Source organism: Streptomyces sp. NPDC051940 (genome assembly GCF_040680895.1).
Classification (GTDB): Bacteria; Actinomycetota; Actinomycetes; order Streptomycetales; family Streptomycetaceae; genus Streptomyces.
In genome coordinates this window covers 1-15,969 of sequence record NZ_JBFAXR010000107.1, presented here as the reverse complement: position 1 = coordinate 15,969, position 15,969 = coordinate 1, and the positions used below count along the sequence as shown (strand labels likewise).

Genomic DNA, 15,969 nt, shown 5'->3' with positions numbered 1-15,969 from the left:
TTCCGTCCGGGGCCTGGGCCCCGGTCCCAGGTCGGGCCTACTGCGTGGCGGTCGGGATCTTCGGCAGGTCCGTGAACACGTCGAACCACATCACCCCGGCGATCAGCAGCCCCAGCACGCCGAGCACCAGGCCCGCGACCGCGGTGGCCCGTACCCAGACCGCGGCCGGCCGGGCGTCGGTGGCGAAGACGGGGCGCAGCAGCACCCCGACGGCGACGAGGACCGCGACGAGCGCGAAGAGGCCGTTGAAGAGGGCGACCGTGTGCCAGGGGGTGCCATAGATGGCGGAGAGCTGCTCGGCGGTGGTGCCGCTCTGGGAGTTGATCTGGCCGATCACCGTCTGGCGGGTGGACATCAGATCGCCGATCCAGGTGCCGGTGAGCGAGGCGACACCCAGGCCGGCCGCGACGACCGCACCGGCTCCGGCGACGACGCCGCTGCCGCTGCGCTCTCCCTCGTCCTCGAACGCCTCCTCGGCGTCAAGCTCGCCGACGCCGCTCTCCTCGCTCTCCAGCACGGCGGCGGTGTCCGCGTCCTTCACGTCGTCCACGGACTCCGCGATGTCATCGCTCTTGGCAGTGGTGCTCATAGTCATGCGGCGCACCGTACGCGCCCCGCATGAGAGTCCCCTTAACGCAGCGGCACCCCTGCCTCCACCGGGGCTCCCGCCCGCGAGGGCCCGGCAGGCTCGGCGGCCGAGCGGGAGGCGCAGCGGCTGGGGGCCCGCGGTCCGGGAGTCCAGCAGCCTGGACGGCCGGCAGCCGGCACGCCGGCACCCAAGCGCCGGAGGCCCGGCTGCCCGGGGGCGTGGCCCGGGGTTTAGGGGCCTGAGGGCCAGGGGCCTGAGGGCCAGGGCTCTGCAGGGGGCCGGGAGCCCGGCTGCCCCAGGGGCGGAGCGAATCAGACGGGCGGATGGGACAGGCCCCCCGGCGGGGGCTGAGGCGCCAAGGGAGCCCGGCAAGGGGCTGAGACCCGGAGGGCCAGCACGCGGGCGGGGCCCGGGGGTCCGCGGCCTGGGGGCCGGGAGCGTAGGAGCCCGGGACCCGGGGGATGCGCCTGCCACGGAGAGGCCGTTGCGGGGGCTCCTCACCCGCACCTACCCAGGGAGCGTGGGGCGAAGGCTTCGCCTGGGCGTTCCCCGGCCCAGGACCTCCGCTGCCGCTCAAGCACCTGCCCCCCGCGGAGCTGAGGGCGGAGCGCTACGCCCCCGGGGGTCAGGGGGCGGAGCCCTCAGAGGCGGGTCCCGGTGGAGGCCGCTCAGCAGTAGGCAGTCTGGGGAGGGAGCCCCGCGCAGAGGCGAGGCCGTCCCGGTGGAGGGCCGCCGAGCGCCAGGGCCCAAGCGCCGAGCCCCCACCCCCACAGCTCTACCACCCAGGGGCCAGGGGGGCCGCCCCCAGCCGCCAGGGGCGGGGGCCGAACCCCCGCCCTCCAAAGGCCTGGGGGCCGACCCCACCCCAGGGGCCCGGCCCCGAACCTCCACCCCCACAGGCCTGGGAACCGCCCCTCAACCGTCCAGGGGCCGGGGGCCGAGCCCCCACCCTTCACGGGCCCGGGGGCCGAGCCCCCGCACGCACCCAGGTGGGGCGGTCGCTCAGCGCGGCGTCGGCTGGGGTAGGGGGAGGTGTTCCGGGCCCGGGGTTGGGGTCGGGCCCTCGATGCCGAGGTGGGGGAGGCGGCGGTCGAGCCAGGTCGGGAGCCACCAGTTCGCGCCGCCGAGGAGGTGCATCAGCGCCGGCACCAGCAGCGTGCGCAGCACGAACGCGTCCAGGGCGACCGCCGCCGCCAGCGCAATGCCGAACATCGCGATGATCCGGTCGCCGCCGAGGACGAACGCCGCGAAGACGGCGATCATGATGACGGCCGCCGAGTTGATCACCCGGCTCGTCTCGGCGAGGCCGATCCGGACGGCGCGGCGGTTGTCGCGGGTCTCGAGCCACTCCTCGTACATCCGGCTGACGAGGAAGACCTGGTAGTCCATGGACAACCCGAAGAGGACCGACACCATGATCACCGGGAGGAACGGCTCGATCGGCCCCGCCCCGCCGAGCCCCAGCGCCTCGCTCCCCCAGCCCCACTGGAAGACGGCGACGACGATCCCGAAGGACGCCGCGACCGCCAGGACGTTCATCAGGGCCGCCTTGAGCGGGATCCCGACGGACCGGAAGGCCAGCAGCAACAGCAGCCCGCCGAGCGCGACGATCGAGCCGACGAACAGCGGCAGCTTGCCGACGATCACCCCCGCGAAGTCGTCGTAGCTCGCGGTGACCCCGCCGACGTACACCTCCAGCGAGGTGCCGGACTCCGCCCGCGGCAGCACCTCGGAGCGCAGCCGGTCCACCAGCTGGGACGTCTGCTCGGACTGCGGGGAGGTGGACGGGACCACGGTGATCACGCCCGTCGCGCCGGCCCGTACGGCCGGACCCGCCGACGCCACGCCCTCCGTCTCCCGCAGCACCGACGGCAGGCGTTCGAACGCGCCGCGGTCGTCGGCGCCGTCCATGTGGGCGACCAGGGTGAGCGGCCCGTTCACACCGGGGCCGAAGCCCTCGGCCACCAGGTCGTACGCCTGGCGGGTGGTCGTCCCGCGCGGATCGTTGCCCTGGTCGGAGGTGCCGAGGTGGAGGGCGAAGACGGGCAGCGCCAGCAGCACCATCAGGCCGGTGGCCAGCGCGCCCAGCAGCTTGGGGTGGCGTTCGACGAAGGCGGCCCAGCGCGCGGCGGGCCCGTTCAGCGGCTCGGGGCGCGGCCCGTGCTCGGTGAGACGCGCGCGTTCGCGGCGGCTGAGGGCCCTCATGCCGATGACGCCGAGGAGGGCCGGGAGCAGGGTGATCGAGGCGGCGACAGTGAGGACGACGGTGAGCGAGGCGGCCAGCGCGACGCCGGTGAGGAAGTTCAGCCGGAGGATGAGCATGCCCAGCAGGGCGATGCAGACGGTCACCCCGGCGAAGACCACGGCCCGCCCGGAGGTGGCCGTGGCCCGCTCGGCGGCCTCGGCGACGGGCAGCCCCTCGCGCAGCCCGCGCCGGTGCCGGGTGACGATGAACAGGGCGTAGTCGATGCCGACGCCCAGCCCGATCAGCATGCCCAGCATGGGCGCGAAGTCGGCGACCGTCATCGCGTGCCCGAGCAGCCCGATCCCGAAGTACGCCGTACCGACGCTGACCAGCGCGGTGGCGATGGGCAGGGCCATCGCGGCGAGCGAGCCGAAGGCGAGGAAGAGCACGACGGCCGCGACGACGACGCCGACGGCCTCGCTGTAGTGGACGGTGGGCGCCTGGAGCAGCGCGACGGCCGCGCCGCCCAACTCCACGTCGAGCCCGTCGCCGGCCGCCTCCTTCGCGGTGTCGACGACGCGCTGGACGTCGGGCTTCGCCAGATCGTCGGCGGCCTGGTCGAAGACGAGCGTGGCGTACGCCGTGTGCTGGTCGGCGCTGATCTGCCCGGCGCCCTCGTCGCCGTACGGGCTGGTGACGGACGCCACCTCGGGGAGCTTCGCCAGCTCGGCCAGCGTCACCGTCATCCGCTCGCGGACGCCGTCGGACGTCACGCTGCCCCCGGCGTCGTGCCACACGACGGTGCCGGTGTCACCGTCGAGGTCCGGGAACGCCTCGGCGAGCAGCGCGTGGGCCCGTCCGGACTCGGTGCCGGGGACGTCGTAGTCGTTGGAGTACGCGGAGCCCGCGGCGAGGGCGGCGGCGGAGGTGCCCGCGAAGGCCGCCAGCCACAGCAGGATGACGAGGAGGCGGTGCCTGAGGCACCAGCGGGCAAGAGTCGCCACTGACGGACCTGCTCCCTGAATGGTTCATGGATCTTTCAGGGAACAAGCCCCAAAGAACGCAACCTGGCGGAATGCACTCTTCCATCTCGAAAAGATCGATTGCCAGTTACGTGGCGTTATTCACAGCTCGTACGAATCGCCCGATAACCGCCTCCCCACGGACCCCGGGCCTCCCCTAGGCGGCGGTCGGCGTGCCCAGCTCCGTCAGCAACCGGTCCATCTCCGGGCGCCAGACCCGGTGGACGTTGATCCGGGTGGGCTTGGCCTGGCCCGGCAGCCGCATCCGGAACGAGCTGTACACCTTCGCCCGGCGGACCTCCGAGACCATGTCCTTGGCCTCCTGCCGGTCGATGGCGTGCGCCACCTTCGTCGGCCGGCCGGTCATGACGCTCGCGCCGTGGATGATGACGGACTGCTCGGTCACGGTGATGAAGTAGTACTTGACGAAGAGCTGCCCGAGCAGCCCGAACGAGCCCGTGAACCACGGGGTCGGACCGGTGACGCTGTAGACGGTGACGACGGGCCGGGCCCCGGGATCGGTCTTCTTGATCGACTCGGCGACCTGTTCCTGCATCTTCGATTTACGGACGGCCATGACGGGCCTCCCTCCCCAGGATTCCCTTGTACGACCGGCCCGCGCACCCGGCAAGGCCCTCGACGGCCCGACTCCGCCGGGAACGCGAACGGGCCGGGCGGGGTCGAAGGACCCAGCCCGGCCCGTACTCCTCGAGAAGGCCCGCAGGGGCCCCGGAGCAGACCGGATACGACCGGCGAGGACCTCAGCCCTCGACGCCCAGCTTCTCCAGGATGAGCTCGCGCGCCCGGGCCGCGTCGGCCTGGCCGCGGGTGGCCTTCATGACCGCGCCGACCAGCGCGCCGACCGCGGCGACCTTGCCGTCGCGGATCTTCTGCGCGGCGTCCGCGTTGGCGGCGATGGCCTCGTCGACGGCGGCGCCGAGCGCGCCCTCGTCCTTGACGATCGCCAGACCGCGGGCGGCGACGACCGCGTCCGGGTCGCCCTCGCCGGCCAGCACGCCCTCGATGACCTGGCGGGCCAGCTTGTCGTTGAGGGAGCCCTCCTTGACCAGCGCGGCGACCCGCGCCACCTGGCCCGGCGTGATCTTCAGCTCCGCGAGCTCGACGCCGTCCTCGTTGGACCGGCGGGCCAGCTCGCCCATCCACCACTTGCGCGCGGCCGTGGAGTCCGCGCCCTCGTCGATGGTGGCGGTGATCAGGTCCACCGCGCCCGCGTTGAGGATCGACTGCATGTCGTGCTCGGAGACGCCCCACTCCTCGCGCAGCCGGTTGCGGCGTACGCGCGGCAGCTCGGGCAGCGTGCCGCGCAGCTCCTCCACCCACGCACGGGGCGGGGCGACCGGCACCAGGTCCGGCTCGGGGAAGTAGCGGTAGTCCTCCGCCTCCTCCTTCGTCCGGCCGGAGGTGGTCGAGCCCGTGTCCTCGTGGAAGTGGCGGGTCTCCTGGATGATCGTGCCGCCGCCGTTCAGGACCTCCGCGTGCCGGGAGATCTCGGAGCGCACGGCCCGCTCGACGCTGCGCAGCGAGTTGACGTTCTTCGTCTCGGACCGGGTGCCGAACTTCCCGGCGCCCGGCTTCATCAGCGACAGGTTGACGTCGCAGCGCATCTGGCCCTGCTCCATCCGCGCCTCGGAGACCCCGAGCGCCCGGATCAGCTCGCGCAGCTCCGCGACGTACGCCTTGGCGATCTCCGGGGCCCGCTCGCCCGCGCCCGTGATGGGCTTGGTGACGATCTCGATCAGCGGGATGCCGGCGCGGTTGTAGTCCAGGAGGGAGTGCGAGGCGCCGTGGATACGGCCGGTGGCACCGCCGACGTGCGTCGACTTGCCGGTGTCCTCCTCCATGTGCGCGCGCTCGATCTCGACGCGGAAGACCTCGCCGTCCTCCAGCTGGACGTCCAGATAGCCGTTGTACGCGATGGGCTCGTCGTACTGGGAGGTCTGGAAGTTCTTCGGCATGTCCGGATAGAAGTAGTTCTTCCGGGCGAAGCGGCACCACTCGGCGATGTCGCAGTTCAGCGCCAGGCCGATCTTGATCGCGGACTCCACGCCGATCGCGTTGACCACCGGCAGCGCGCCGGGCAGGCCGAGGCAGGTGGGGCAGGTCTGGGTGTTCGGGTCGGCGCCGAGCGCCGTCGAGCAGCCGCAGAACATCTTCGTCTTCGTACCGAGCTCGACGTGGACCTCCAGGCCCATCACCGGCTCGTAGGACGCGAGCGCGTCCTCAAAGGTGACAGTCACGTTGCTTCCTCAGCCTCTCAACCCGCGAGGATGTCGTCGTCGTTCATGCGCCGAAGCTCCCGGAGCAGTATCGCGACGCCCGTCGCGATGGCCGCCGCGGAGATCGCGGAGTCGAGCAGACGCAGCTTGTCGTCGTCGACCCGGGCCTGCTTCAGCTGCTTGGCGACGCTGACGGCGCCGAACAGCGTGGTGGCGATGGAGAAGTACGTACCGGCCCGGGTCTTCTTGAAGCCCTTGGCCTTGGCAAGGCTCTTGCTCACAGCGCGGGTGCCTCCTCGAGCAGCGGGTGGCCCCACTTGGCGAGGTACGCGGCCTCCACCGCGGCGCCCACCTTGTAGAGCCGGTCGTCCTTCATGGCGGGGGCGATGATCTGCAGACCGACCGGCAGTCCGTCCTCGGGCGCCAGCCCGCAGGGCAGCGACATGGCCGCGTTGCCCGCGAGGTTGGCCGGGATGGTGCACAGGTCGGCGAGGTACATCGCCATCGGGTCGTCGGCGCGCTCCCCGATGGGGAACGCGGTCGTCGGGGTGGTCGGCGAGATGAGCACGTCCACCTGCTCGTACGCCTTCTCGAAGTCCCGCGTGATGAGCGTGCGGACCTTCTGCGCGGAGCCGTAGTACGCGTCGTAGTAGCCGGAGCTGAGCGCGTACGTGCCGAGCATGATGCGGCGCTTGACCTCGTCGCCGAAGCCGGCCTCGCGGGTGAGGCTGGTGACCTCCTCGGCGGAGTGCTCGCCGTCGTCGCCCTTGCGCATGCCGTAGCGCAGGCCGTCGAAGCGGGCGAGGTTGGAGGAGCACTCGGAGGGGGCGATCAGGTAGTACGCCGCCAGCGCCTTGGTGAAGGACGGGCAGGAGACCTCGACGACCTCGGCGCCCAGCTCCCGCAGCAGCTCGACGGCCTCGTCGAAGCGCTGCATGACGCCGGCCTGGTAGCCCTCGCCGCGGAACTCCTTGACGACGCCGATGCGCATGCCGGCGACGGAGCCGTTCTTCGCGGCCTCGACGACGGGCGGGACGGGGGCGTCGATGGAGGTGGAGTCCAGCGGGTCGTGGCCGGCCATGACCTCGTGCAGCAGCGCGGCGTCCAGGACGGTGCGGGCACACGGCCCGCCCTGGTCGAGGCTGCTGCTGAAGGCGACCATGCCGTACCGCGAGACGCCGCCGTACGTCGGCTTGACGCCGACCGTGCCGGTGACGGCTGCGGGCTGGCGGATGGAGCCGCCGGTGTCGGTGCCGATGGCCAGCGGCGCCATGTAGGAGGCCAGGGACGCGGACGAACCGCCGCCGGAGCCGCCGGGGATCCTCGTCAGGTCCCAGGGGTTGCCGGTCGGGCCGTACGCGCTGTTCTCGGTCGAGGACCCCATGGCGAACTCGTCCATGTTGGTCTTGCCGAGGATGACGACGTCGGCGTCCTTCAGCCGCTTGGTCACCGTGGCGTCGTACGGGGGGATCCAGCCCTCGAGGATCTTGGAGCCGACGGTGGTCGGCACGCCCTCGGTGGTGAAGATGTCCTTCAGGGCGAGCGGCACACCGGCCAGCGGGCCCAGCTTCTCGCCGTTCGCCCGCTTCTCGTCGACGCGGCGGGCCTGCGCGAGCGCGCCCTCCCGGTCGACGTGCAGGAACGCGTGGACCTTCTCGTCCACGGCGTCGATCCGGGCCAGGTGGGCCTCGGTGACCTCGACCGCGGTGAGCTCGCCGGAGGCGATCTTCGCGGCGGTCTCGGCGGCCGTCAGCTTGATGATGTCGGTCATGTCGGTCACTCCTCCCCCAGGATCTGCGGCACCTTGAAGCGCTGCTGCTCCTGAGCGGGGGCGCCGGACAGCGCCTGCTCGGGCGTCAGGGACGGGCGGACCTCGTCCTTACGCATGACATTGGTCAGGGGCAGCGGGTGGGAGGTCGGCGGAACGTCCGCGTCGGCGACATCGGAGACGGCGGCCACGGCGCCGATGATGTCGTCGAGCTGTCCGGCGAAGTGGTCCAGCTCGTCGGAGCTCAGCTCCAGTCGCGCCAGCTTCGCCAGGTGCGCGACCTCCTCGCGCGTGATGCCAGGCATCGGCTTCCTCACGGGGTGGGTGTCTGTTTTCGGGCCAATCCTATGGGGCGCGCGGGCATGCACCGAAACGGTTTGCCCTCCGGCGGGGTCGGACCCCGCTCGACACCCTCCGTTTCGCTCCTCCGCGCGGCGGGATGTCCGGCGGCCCTCTGCGAGGCCGGTCGCCGATCCGTACCCACGCTCTGCCCTTCCCCCCGAGGGGGTCTGGGGGCGAAGCCCCCGCGTGCTCGGCCGCACACGCCGCCGGAGGCGTTGGGGCGACCCGGCGGCCGCCCGGAAGTCGAGCCCGCCCTGGCGGCCGCCCGGATGCCGGGCCTGCCCCGCGGCCGCCCGGAGGTCGAGCCGGCCCCCCGCGGCCGTCGGATGCCGCGCTGGCCTCGGTGAGTTGCGGGGTCCGCCCGCAACCATCTCCCTTCACCCGGCCACCCTGTTCCAGGGGGTCCGGGGGCGAAGCCCCCGCGATGTTGCGGATTGCGGGGCGTGGGGGTGGCACCCCCTGGCCCGGGTGGGTGGATGTGGGCCACTATGGGCTCCGGCAGGGTGCACACCGCGCACGCTCGGGGAGTGGTGTCAGTGGAGCCCGCGGTACGGGGTGAGCCGTTGCCCGACCAGGAACTTCGGCGGCGGCTGGTGTACGGCGACGAGTCCGCGCTGCGCGAGGTGTACGACACGCACGGCCCGCTGGTACGGCGGGTGGCGCTGCGGGTGACCCGCTCGCCGGCGGGTGCGGAGGAGGTGGCGCAGGAGGTGTTCACCCAGCTCTGGGAGCGGCCCTTCGCCTTCGACCCGGACCGCGGCGCGCTACGCACCTGGCTCTCCGTACTCGCCCACCGGCGCGCCGTGGACTGGGTGCGCGGCGAGGAGAAGCAGCGCCGCGCGGTCGAGCGCACCGACCCGGCGACCGACCCCGGCCCCGGCCCGGCGGAGGCCGCGATGGCCGCGGAGCAGCGCCTCGCGCTGCACTCCGCGCTGGCCCTGCTGCCGCCCGCGCAGCGCGAGGCGGTGCACCTGGCGTACTTCGCGGGGCACAGCTACCGCCAGACGGCGCGCGAGCTGGGCATCCCGGAGGGAACGGCGAAGACCAGGCTCCGCGCCGCGCTGCGGGCGCTCGCGGAACGCCTGGGGGACGGGGGCGGGGACGCCCGTCCGTGGAAGGAGGCCCGCGATGACCGACGGCCATGACACGGTCCGGGATCTGCTGGGCGCGTACGCCCTGGACGCCCTGACGCCCGGGGAGGAGAAGCTGCTCAGCGAGCATCTCGCCGGGTGCGCGGACTGCGCGGCCGAGGCGGACTCGCTGCGCGCGGTGGTGGGCGCGCTGGACGGCCCGCACGCGGCGGCGTGGGACGGGCCGCCCGGCACCGCGGTGCTGGCCACCGCGGTACGGCGCCGGTCACCGGCACGACGTACGGCGGCACACGCGGCGCCCTACGCGGCGGCGGTGTCGGCGCTGGAGGCGCTGCTGCGGGAGGCCGACGAGCGGGGGGCGTGGCACGTGCCCGTCATCCACGGCTGGGACGTACAGGGGACGGTCGCGCACCTGCTCGCCGCGGACGAGCCCCTACGGCGGCTGGTGGACGGCGGCGAGCCGGACACCCCGCCCCTCCCCTGGCGCGAGGAGTGGGCGGCGCGCACCGCGTCGGTCATCGCGTACGAGGCTGGCTTCCCGCCCGCGGAGACCCGCGCCCGCTGGCGCGCCCAGGCACAGGCCCTGCTGGCCTCCCGGCCGGCCCAGGACCCGGACGCGGCCACGGCGCGGGTGACCCTGCTGGGCATGCCGCTCCCCCTGGCGGACCACTTCCTGGTGCGGGCCTTCGAGACGTGGATCCATACGGACGACATCGGCCGCGCCCTCGGCGTTCCGGTCCCCGCACCGCCCACGGACCAGCTGGGGCTGATGGTCGACCTGGGGCTGCGGCTGCTCACCGCGGCGCTCCGCGGAGTGGTGCCCGCGGTCCGGCTGACGGTGGGCGGGCACGCCCCGGTGCTGCTGGGCACCGCCCCGGCCCGGGCGGACGTGACGCTGGACCCGCTCGACTTCTGCTTCCTGATCGGCGACCGCCTCGCACCCGCGCGCGTCCCGCACCGCCGTACGGGTGACGAGGCGGCGGCCTCGTCCGTCCTGCGGCGGGCGGCGTCGCTGGCGTGGCTGTGACCCCGCTGGGCGACGGACCCGCCGTGCGGCGAATCCGCTAGACGACCGGCGACCCCGTGTCCTCCGGGGCCGCGGGGAGCGCCGGCGTGACCCTGACCGCGCCGGCCTCGCGGGCGCGCAGCCAGGCCGTCGTCTCCTCCGGGGGCATCGCCGCGGCCACCAGCCAGCCCTGGACGGCGTCGCACCGCATGTCGCGCAGCCGCTCCCACGTCTCGTCGTCCTCGACGCCCTCGGCCACGACCCGCAGGCCCAGCGAGTGCGCGAGGTCGACCGTGCAGCGCACGATCTCCGCGTCCTCGTCGTCGACCGCGAGGCGCGCCACGAACGACCGGTCGATCTTGAGCTCCGACACCGGCAGCCGGCGCAGGTGCACCAGCGACGAGTACCCCGTGCCGAAGTCGTCCAGCGACATCTTCACGCCGTGCCCCGAGAGTCCGGCGAGCGTGTCCGCGGCCCGCTGCGGGTCCTCCAGCAGTACGTGCTCCGTTATCTCCAGCTGCAGCGCCCCCGGCGGCACCTTGTGCCGGGCGAGCCGCGCCGCGACCGCCCCCGCGAAGCCGGGCGTGTGGACGTCACGCGGCGAGACGTTGACCGCGACGGGCACGTGCAGGCCCATCGCCCGCCACCGCGCGACCTGGCCGAGCGCCGTCTCCAGCACGTACTCCGTGAGGACCGGCATCAGCCCGGACGTCTCGGCGATCGCGATGAACTCCTCCGGCGAGACCCGGCCGCGCTCGGGGTGCTCCCAGCGCACGAGGGCCTCGAGTCCCACGACCGCGCCGTCGAAGCCGACCTTCGGCTGGTAGTGCAGCTCCACGTCGTGCGACTGCAGCGCGCGGCGCAGATCGCCGAGGAGGCCGAGCCGGTCGGGGGTGTTGCCGTCGCGCCGCGCCTCGTACACCTCGACGCCGCTGCGGTCGCGCTTGGCCTGGTACATCGCCACGTCGGCCCGCCGCAGCAGGCCCTCGGTCTCCAGCGCGTGCTCGGGGAAGACCGCGACGCCGGCGCTCGCCTCCAGCACGAGTGTGAGCCCGTCCAGGTCCAGCGGCGACCCGAGGGCGGCGACGAGCGTGCGGGCCACCCGCTGGGCGGAGGTCGTGGAGTCCGTCGTCGGCAGCAGCACCGCGAACTCGTCGCCGCCGAGCCGCGCCACCTCCGCGCCGCGCGGCAGCGCGAGCCGCAGCCGGTCCGCTATCTGCAGCAGCAGCCGGTCGCCCGCCAGATGGCCGAGGGTGTCGTTGACGGCGCGGAAGCGGTCGAGGTCGATCAGCAGCAGCGCCGCCCGCTTGCCCATCCGCTCGGCCTCGTCCAGCGCGGCCCAGGTGCGCTCCAGCAGCCACTGCCGGTTCGGCAGCCCCGTCAGCGGGTCCTGGAGCTGCTCCTCGGCGCGCGCCCGGGCGATCCACAGCGTGGAGTCGAGGGCGATCAGCGGCACCGCGAAGAGCGGCAGCAGTACGGGCATGTGGACGGCGACGACCACGATGAGCGGCGAGATGCCCAGCAGGGCGATCCCGACCAGCCCCTGGCGCATCATCGCCGTACGGGCCAGGGTGCCCCGGTCGCCGAGGGGGCCCTGCTGCGGGGCCACGGCCTGCCAGAGCAGCAGCCGGGTGGCGACGACGTAGACCAGCGCGGCGGTGACGACCTCGGGCAGGACGTACATGTCCCAGTTGTCGGGCCGCCACGGGTTCGCCACGGACGGGCGCACGTCGAAGGACATGAGCACCAGCGCCGCCGCGCCCAGCCCGATCACGTCGACCGAGCCGTGCAGCAGGGCCTGCCGCCACCGGTTGCGCCGGGCGGCGCCCACCAGCACCACCACGACCATGCTGATGAAGACCGCGGGCAGCCACCCGTACAGCAGCAGCGTGGCCAGGGTGAGCGCGGCGCCGGAGCCCATGCCGCCCCACCAGCGGTCCTTGCCGAGGGCCACCAGATGGCCGACGATCACCGCCGTGAGCACGGCCAGCGACCAGCCGGCCGCCCCGTGCGGGAAGACGGCGCGGCCGTCGGCCACGGCGGCCCACAGCCCGAAGGCGAGCACGAGCGCGGCGGTCAGCTGCACGGCCAGGGGCACCCCGAACCGGCGCAGCTGCGACGCGCGTTCGGCACTGTCGCTCGCGGCGCCGGCGTCCGGGGGGCGTGCCCCGGGAAGTCGCACCATCCCCGTCCCTCTCACAGCCAGATGTACGCACGAACGCACACCACTTTCTCAACAGTAGGCCGCGAAAGGCTGTCGCGGGCGGCGATCGCCTTCGGTCGCCCGATAACCCCCGAGGTGTCCCATCCGGTCCGCAAGGGGCCCGGATGCCGGGCTACTCGGTCGTCGCCGCCTCCCGCGCCGCGTCCGGTCCCTGCTCCAGCAGGACGGCGAAACCGGCCTCGTCGAGCACGGGTACCTTCAGTTGCACGGCCTTGTCATGCTTCGACCCCGGATTCTCGCCGACGACGACAAAGTCGGTCTTCTTGGAGACAGATCCCGTCACCTTCGCTCCGCGGGTCTGCAGTGCCTCCTTCGCCCCGTCGCGGGTGTGTGACTGGAGTGTGCCCGTTACGACGAAGGTGAGTCCTTCGAGCGGACGCGGACCTTCCTCACCCTCCGGCGCCTCGTCCTCCATCCGCACCCCGGCCGCCCGCCACTTGGCGACGATCTCGCGGTGCCAGTCCTCCGCGAACCACTGCTTGAGGGAGGCGGCGATGGTCGGGCCGACGCCCTCGGTCGTCGCCAGCTCCTCCTCGGTCGCCTGTTCGATCCGGTCGAGCGAGCGGAACTCGCGGGCCAGCGCCTCGGCGGCGACGGGGCCGACGTGGCGTACCGAGAGGCTGGTGAGGATCCGGGCCAGCGGGCGCTCCTTGGCGGCCTGGATGAACTCCAGCATCGCGACGGCGTTCTTCTTCGGCTCCCCGTTCTGGTTGGCGAAGACCGAGACGATCTTCTCCTCGCCGGTCTCCGGGTCGCGCTTCGGCAGGCCGGTGTCCTGGTCGCGGACATACGCCCGAATGGGCAGCAGCTGCTCCATGGTGAGGTCGAAGAGGTCGCCCTCGTTCGTCAGCACGGGCTCCGCGGGCTCCAGCGGCTGGGCGAGCGCGGCGGCGGCGACATAGCCGAAGTTCTCGATGTCGAGGCACTTGCGCCCGCCCAGATAGAACAGCCGCTCCCGCAGCTGCGCCGGGCAGCCCCGGGCGTTCGGGCAGCGCAGGTCGATGTCGCCCTCCTTCATCGGCTGCAGCGCCGCGCCGCACTCGGGGCACTCGGCCGGCATCACGAACTCCCGCTCCGTGCCGTCCCGCAGCTCCACCACCGGGCCGAGGATCTCCGGGATCACGTCGCCCGCCTTGCGCAGCACCACCGTGTCGCCGATCAGCACGCCCTTGGCCTTGACGACGTCCTGGTTGTGCAGGGTCGCGAACTCGACCTCCGAGCCCGCCACGTGCACCGGCTCGACGACCGCCTGCGGGGTGGCCCGGCCCGTACGCCCGATGCCGACCCGGATGTCCACCAGCCTGGTGTTGACCTCCTCCGGCGCGAACTTCCACGCGATCGCCCAGCGCGGGGCGCGCGAGGTCGAGCCGAGGCGGCCCTGGAGCGGGATCTCGTCGAGCTTGATCACGACGCCGTCGATCTCGTGCTCCATATCGTGGCGGTGCTGTCCGACCCACTCGATGAAGGCGCGGACCTCCGTCATGTCCTTGCAGACCCTGTTGTGCCGGGCGGTGGGCAGGCCCCACTCCTTGAGCAGGTCGTACGCCTCGGAGAGCCGGTCGATGGACGCGCCGCGCAGCTCGCCGATCCCGTGCACCACCATCCGCAGCGGGCGGGTGGCCGTGATCTTCGGGTCCTTCTGGCGCAGGGAGCCCGCGGCGGCGTTGCGCGGGTTGGCGAAGGGGTCCTTGCCCTGCTCCACGAGGGAGGCGTTCAGCTCCTCGAACTTCTCCGCGGGGAAGTAGACCTCGCCCCGGACCTCCACGACTGCGGGGACCTGCTCGCCCTTCAGCCGCTGCGGGATGCCCTTCAGCGTGCGGACGTTGGGCGTGATGTCCTCACCGGTGCGGCCGTCGCCGCGGGTGGCGGCGCGGGTCAGGCGGCCGTCCTCGTACGTGAGGTTGACCGCGAGGCCGTCGACCTTCAGCTCGCAGAGGAACTGGTGCCCGATGCCCTCCAGTTCCCGCTCCAGGCGGTCCGACCAGGAGTCCAGCTCCTCGTCCGTGAAGGCGTTGTCCAGCGACAGCATCCGCTGCAGGTGCTGGACGGAGGCGAACTCCGTCTCGTACGTCCCCGCCACCTTCTGGGTGGGCGAGTCGGGGGTGCGCAGCTCGGGGTACTGCTGCTCCAGCGCCTCCAGCTCGCGCAGCAGCTTGTCGAACTCCGCGTCCGTGACGATCGGGGTCGTCACGTAGTAGCGGAAGCGGTGCTCCTCGACCTGCTCGGCCAGCAGCCGGTGCTTCTCCCGTGCCGTAGCGTCCGCACTCACAAGGGCCTCCCGTTTCGGCTGAATCTCACTCAGGGTCATCGACAAGCGATCGCGCCGCCCTGACGCAGTGGGCGAGCGCGCGGCGGGCGTAGGCGGGCGAGGCGCCCGCCATCCCGCAGGCAGGGGTGATCACCACAGAGTCCGCGAGGGTCCCCGGCGACAGCCCCAGCCTGCGCCACAACGTCCTGACACCCCCGACGCTACCGGCTGGGTCTGACAATCGACCCCCTCCTGCGTCCGTGCCGGGGACGACTCCGGCGAAGAGCGCGGTGCCGCCCTCGACGGCCTCGCCGATCGCGTCGTCCTGACGCTCGGTGAGCAACGAGAAGTCGAACGACACGGCGGTCGCGCCCGCCCGGCGCAGCAGCGCGAAGGGGACGTCGGGGGCGCACGAGTGGACGACGGCGGGGACGGCCGCGGCGTCGATGACGTCCCGCAGGGCGCTCTCGACGACGGCGCGGTCCACCGCGCGGTAGGTCCGGTAGCCGCTCGCGGTCTTCACGGTGCCGCGCAGGACGGCGGTCACGGACGGCTCGTCGAGCTGCAGGACGGGCTCGGCGCCCGGGATCCGGCGTCGTACGTCGTCGAGATGGGTTCTGATCCCCTCCGCGAGGGATGCCGCCAGATCGCGGCAGGCGCCCGGGTCGCGGAGGGCGGACTCGCCGCCGTGCAGCTCCAGCGCCGCGGCGAGCGTCCACGGGCCGACGGCCTGCACCTTCAGCGGGCCCTCGTAGCCCTGGGTGAACTCCTCCAGGGCGTCCAGGTCCTCGCCCAGCCAGGCCCTCGCGCGCTTGGTGTCCCTTCCGGGGCGGTCGCTGACGCGCCAGCCGCTCGGCTCCACGTGGGCGTAGATGTCCGCGAGCAGGCCGGCGGTCCGGCCGATCATGTCGGCGCCCGGGCCGCGGGCGGGGAGCTCCGCCAGGAACGGGAACGTTTCGGCTTCGCCGGTGACCGTGCGCGCGGTCTCTCGGGCGTCGCCGCCGGGCATGGAGCCTACGCCTGTGGCTGCGCCGCGGTCCCAGATGAATGCGCTGTTGTCGCTCACGCGGTGAAGCCTATGCGCTCCGCTTGGGGGTGTGGCGCTGACCTGGGGCTCCGCCCCTTTGTCGGGGTCGGCGCTGCGCGCCTCCGTCCTCAGACGCCGGACGGGCTGCCGGTGCGGTCGCCTTCCGCTGCGGGGGCTCCGCCCCCGGGCCCCCGGGGCGGGGGGGGGCCCCCCCGGCCCCCGCCCGAGGG

12 protein-coding genes are annotated in these 15,969 nt (G+C 73.2%); 2 read left to right on the top strand and 10 right to left on the bottom strand.

Features of this window, described 5'->3' with window-relative positions:
* Positions 1-37: 37 nt before the first annotated feature.
* The 7 genes from AB0M28_RS30770 to gatC all read right to left on the bottom strand — a co-directional run bounded on the left by AB0M28_RS30770 (position 38) and on the right by gatC (position 8,106).
* Positions 38-595: a hypothetical protein gene (locus AB0M28_RS30770; RefSeq protein WP_365412300.1), complete on the bottom strand. Its 558-nt coding sequence runs from the start codon at positions 593-595 to the stop codon at positions 38-40.
* A 996-nt stretch (positions 596-1,591) separates the two neighbouring features.
* Positions 1,592-3,778: an MMPL family transporter gene (locus tag AB0M28_RS30765; protein ID WP_365412297.1), complete on the bottom strand. Its 2,187-nt coding sequence runs from the start codon at positions 3,776-3,778 to the stop codon at positions 1,592-1,594.
* A 175-nt stretch (positions 3,779-3,953) separates the two neighbouring features.
* Positions 3,954-4,373 carry a hypothetical protein gene (locus tag AB0M28_RS30760; protein ID WP_365412294.1) on the bottom strand — a complete coding sequence of 140 codons (420 nt, stop codon included), beginning with the start codon at positions 4,371-4,373 and terminating at the stop codon, positions 3,954-3,956.
* Between the two features lie 184 nt (positions 4,374-4,557).
* Complete coding sequence (gatB, locus tag AB0M28_RS30755) at positions 4,558-6,054, bottom strand: Asp-tRNA(Asn)/Glu-tRNA(Gln) amidotransferase subunit GatB (protein WP_365412291.1); 1,497 nt, start codon at positions 6,052-6,054, stop codon at positions 4,558-4,560.
* A 17-nt stretch (positions 6,055-6,071) separates the two neighbouring features.
* Positions 6,072-6,314: a hypothetical protein gene (locus AB0M28_RS30750; protein ID WP_365412288.1), complete on the bottom strand. Its 243-nt coding sequence runs from the start codon at positions 6,312-6,314 to the stop codon at positions 6,072-6,074.
* Positions 6,311-7,804 (bottom strand): Asp-tRNA(Asn)/Glu-tRNA(Gln) amidotransferase subunit GatA, encoded by a 1,494-nt coding sequence (gatA, locus tag AB0M28_RS30745; protein WP_365412285.1) that lies wholly within the window; start codon positions 7,802-7,804, stop codon positions 6,311-6,313. The genes AB0M28_RS30750 and gatA overlap by 4 nt, the downstream gene beginning before the upstream one ends.
* Positions 7,805-7,809: 5 nt before the next feature.
* Entirely contained in the window at positions 7,810-8,106 is a 297-nt protein-coding gene (gatC, locus tag AB0M28_RS30740) for an Asp-tRNA(Asn)/Glu-tRNA(Gln) amidotransferase subunit GatC (protein WP_365412282.1), read from the bottom strand.
* Between the two features lie 567 nt (positions 8,107-8,673).
* On the opposite strand from gatC, the gene AB0M28_RS30735 reads away from it, so the two are divergent.
* Together AB0M28_RS30735 and AB0M28_RS30730 are read left to right on the top strand one after the other, a co-directional pair.
* Complete coding sequence (locus AB0M28_RS30735) at positions 8,674-9,288, top strand: sigma-70 family RNA polymerase sigma factor (RefSeq protein ID WP_365412280.1); 615 nt, start codon at positions 8,674-8,676, stop codon at positions 9,286-9,288.
* Positions 9,272-10,261, top strand: a complete 990-nt coding sequence (locus tag AB0M28_RS30730; protein ID WP_365412277.1) for a maleylpyruvate isomerase family mycothiol-dependent enzyme — start codon at positions 9,272-9,274, stop codon at positions 10,259-10,261. The genes AB0M28_RS30735 and AB0M28_RS30730 overlap by 17 nt, the downstream gene beginning before the upstream one ends.
* A gap of 37 nt (positions 10,262-10,298) precedes the next feature.
* Here AB0M28_RS30730 and AB0M28_RS30725 read toward each other — a convergent pair whose 3' ends face one another.
* From AB0M28_RS30725 to AB0M28_RS30715, 3 genes are all read right to left on the bottom strand, one after another.
* Positions 10,299-12,425, bottom strand: coding sequence for a bifunctional diguanylate cyclase/phosphodiesterase (locus tag AB0M28_RS30725; RefSeq protein WP_365412275.1), 2,127 nt, complete (start codon positions 12,423-12,425; stop codon positions 10,299-10,301).
* 151 nt (positions 12,426-12,576) lie between these two features.
* Positions 12,577-14,772, bottom strand: coding sequence for an NAD-dependent DNA ligase LigA (gene ligA / locus AB0M28_RS30720; protein WP_365412272.1), 2,196 nt, complete (start codon positions 14,770-14,772; stop codon positions 12,577-12,579).
* Complete coding sequence (locus tag AB0M28_RS30715; RefSeq protein ID WP_365412269.1) at positions 14,759-15,778, bottom strand: methionine synthase; 1,020 nt, start codon at positions 15,776-15,778, stop codon at positions 14,759-14,761. Before AB0M28_RS30715 ends, ligA begins: the two co-directional genes overlap by 14 nt.
* Between the last annotated feature and the right edge of the window lie 191 nt (positions 15,779-15,969).

What these genes read in the sequence shown, in the direction of transcription:
- gatA (WP_365412285.1), bottom strand. Translation starts at nt 7,804, where the DNA reads ATGACCGACATCATCAAGCTGACGGCCGCCGAGACCGCCGCGAAGATC.
- AB0M28_RS30730 (WP_365412277.1), top strand. Translation starts at nt 9,272, where the DNA reads ATGACCGACGGCCATGACACGGTCCGGGATCTGCTGGGCGCGTACGCC.
- AB0M28_RS30760 (WP_365412294.1), bottom strand. Translation starts at nt 4,373, where the DNA reads ATGGCCGTCCGTAAATCGAAGATGCAGGAACAGGTCGCCGAGTCGATC.
- ligA (WP_365412272.1), bottom strand. Translation starts at nt 14,772, where the DNA reads ATGACCCTGAGTGAGATTCAGCCGAAACGGGAGGCCCTTGTGAGTGCG.
- gatC (WP_365412282.1), bottom strand. Translation starts at nt 8,106, where the DNA reads ATGCCTGGCATCACGCGCGAGGAGGTCGCGCACCTGGCGAAGCTGGCG.
- AB0M28_RS30770 (WP_365412300.1), bottom strand. Translation starts at nt 595, where the DNA reads ATGACTATGAGCACCACTGCCAAGAGCGATGACATCGCGGAGTCCGTG.
- AB0M28_RS30725 (WP_365412275.1), bottom strand. Translation starts at nt 12,425, where the DNA reads ATGGTGCGACTTCCCGGGGCACGCCCCCCGGACGCCGGCGCCGCGAGC.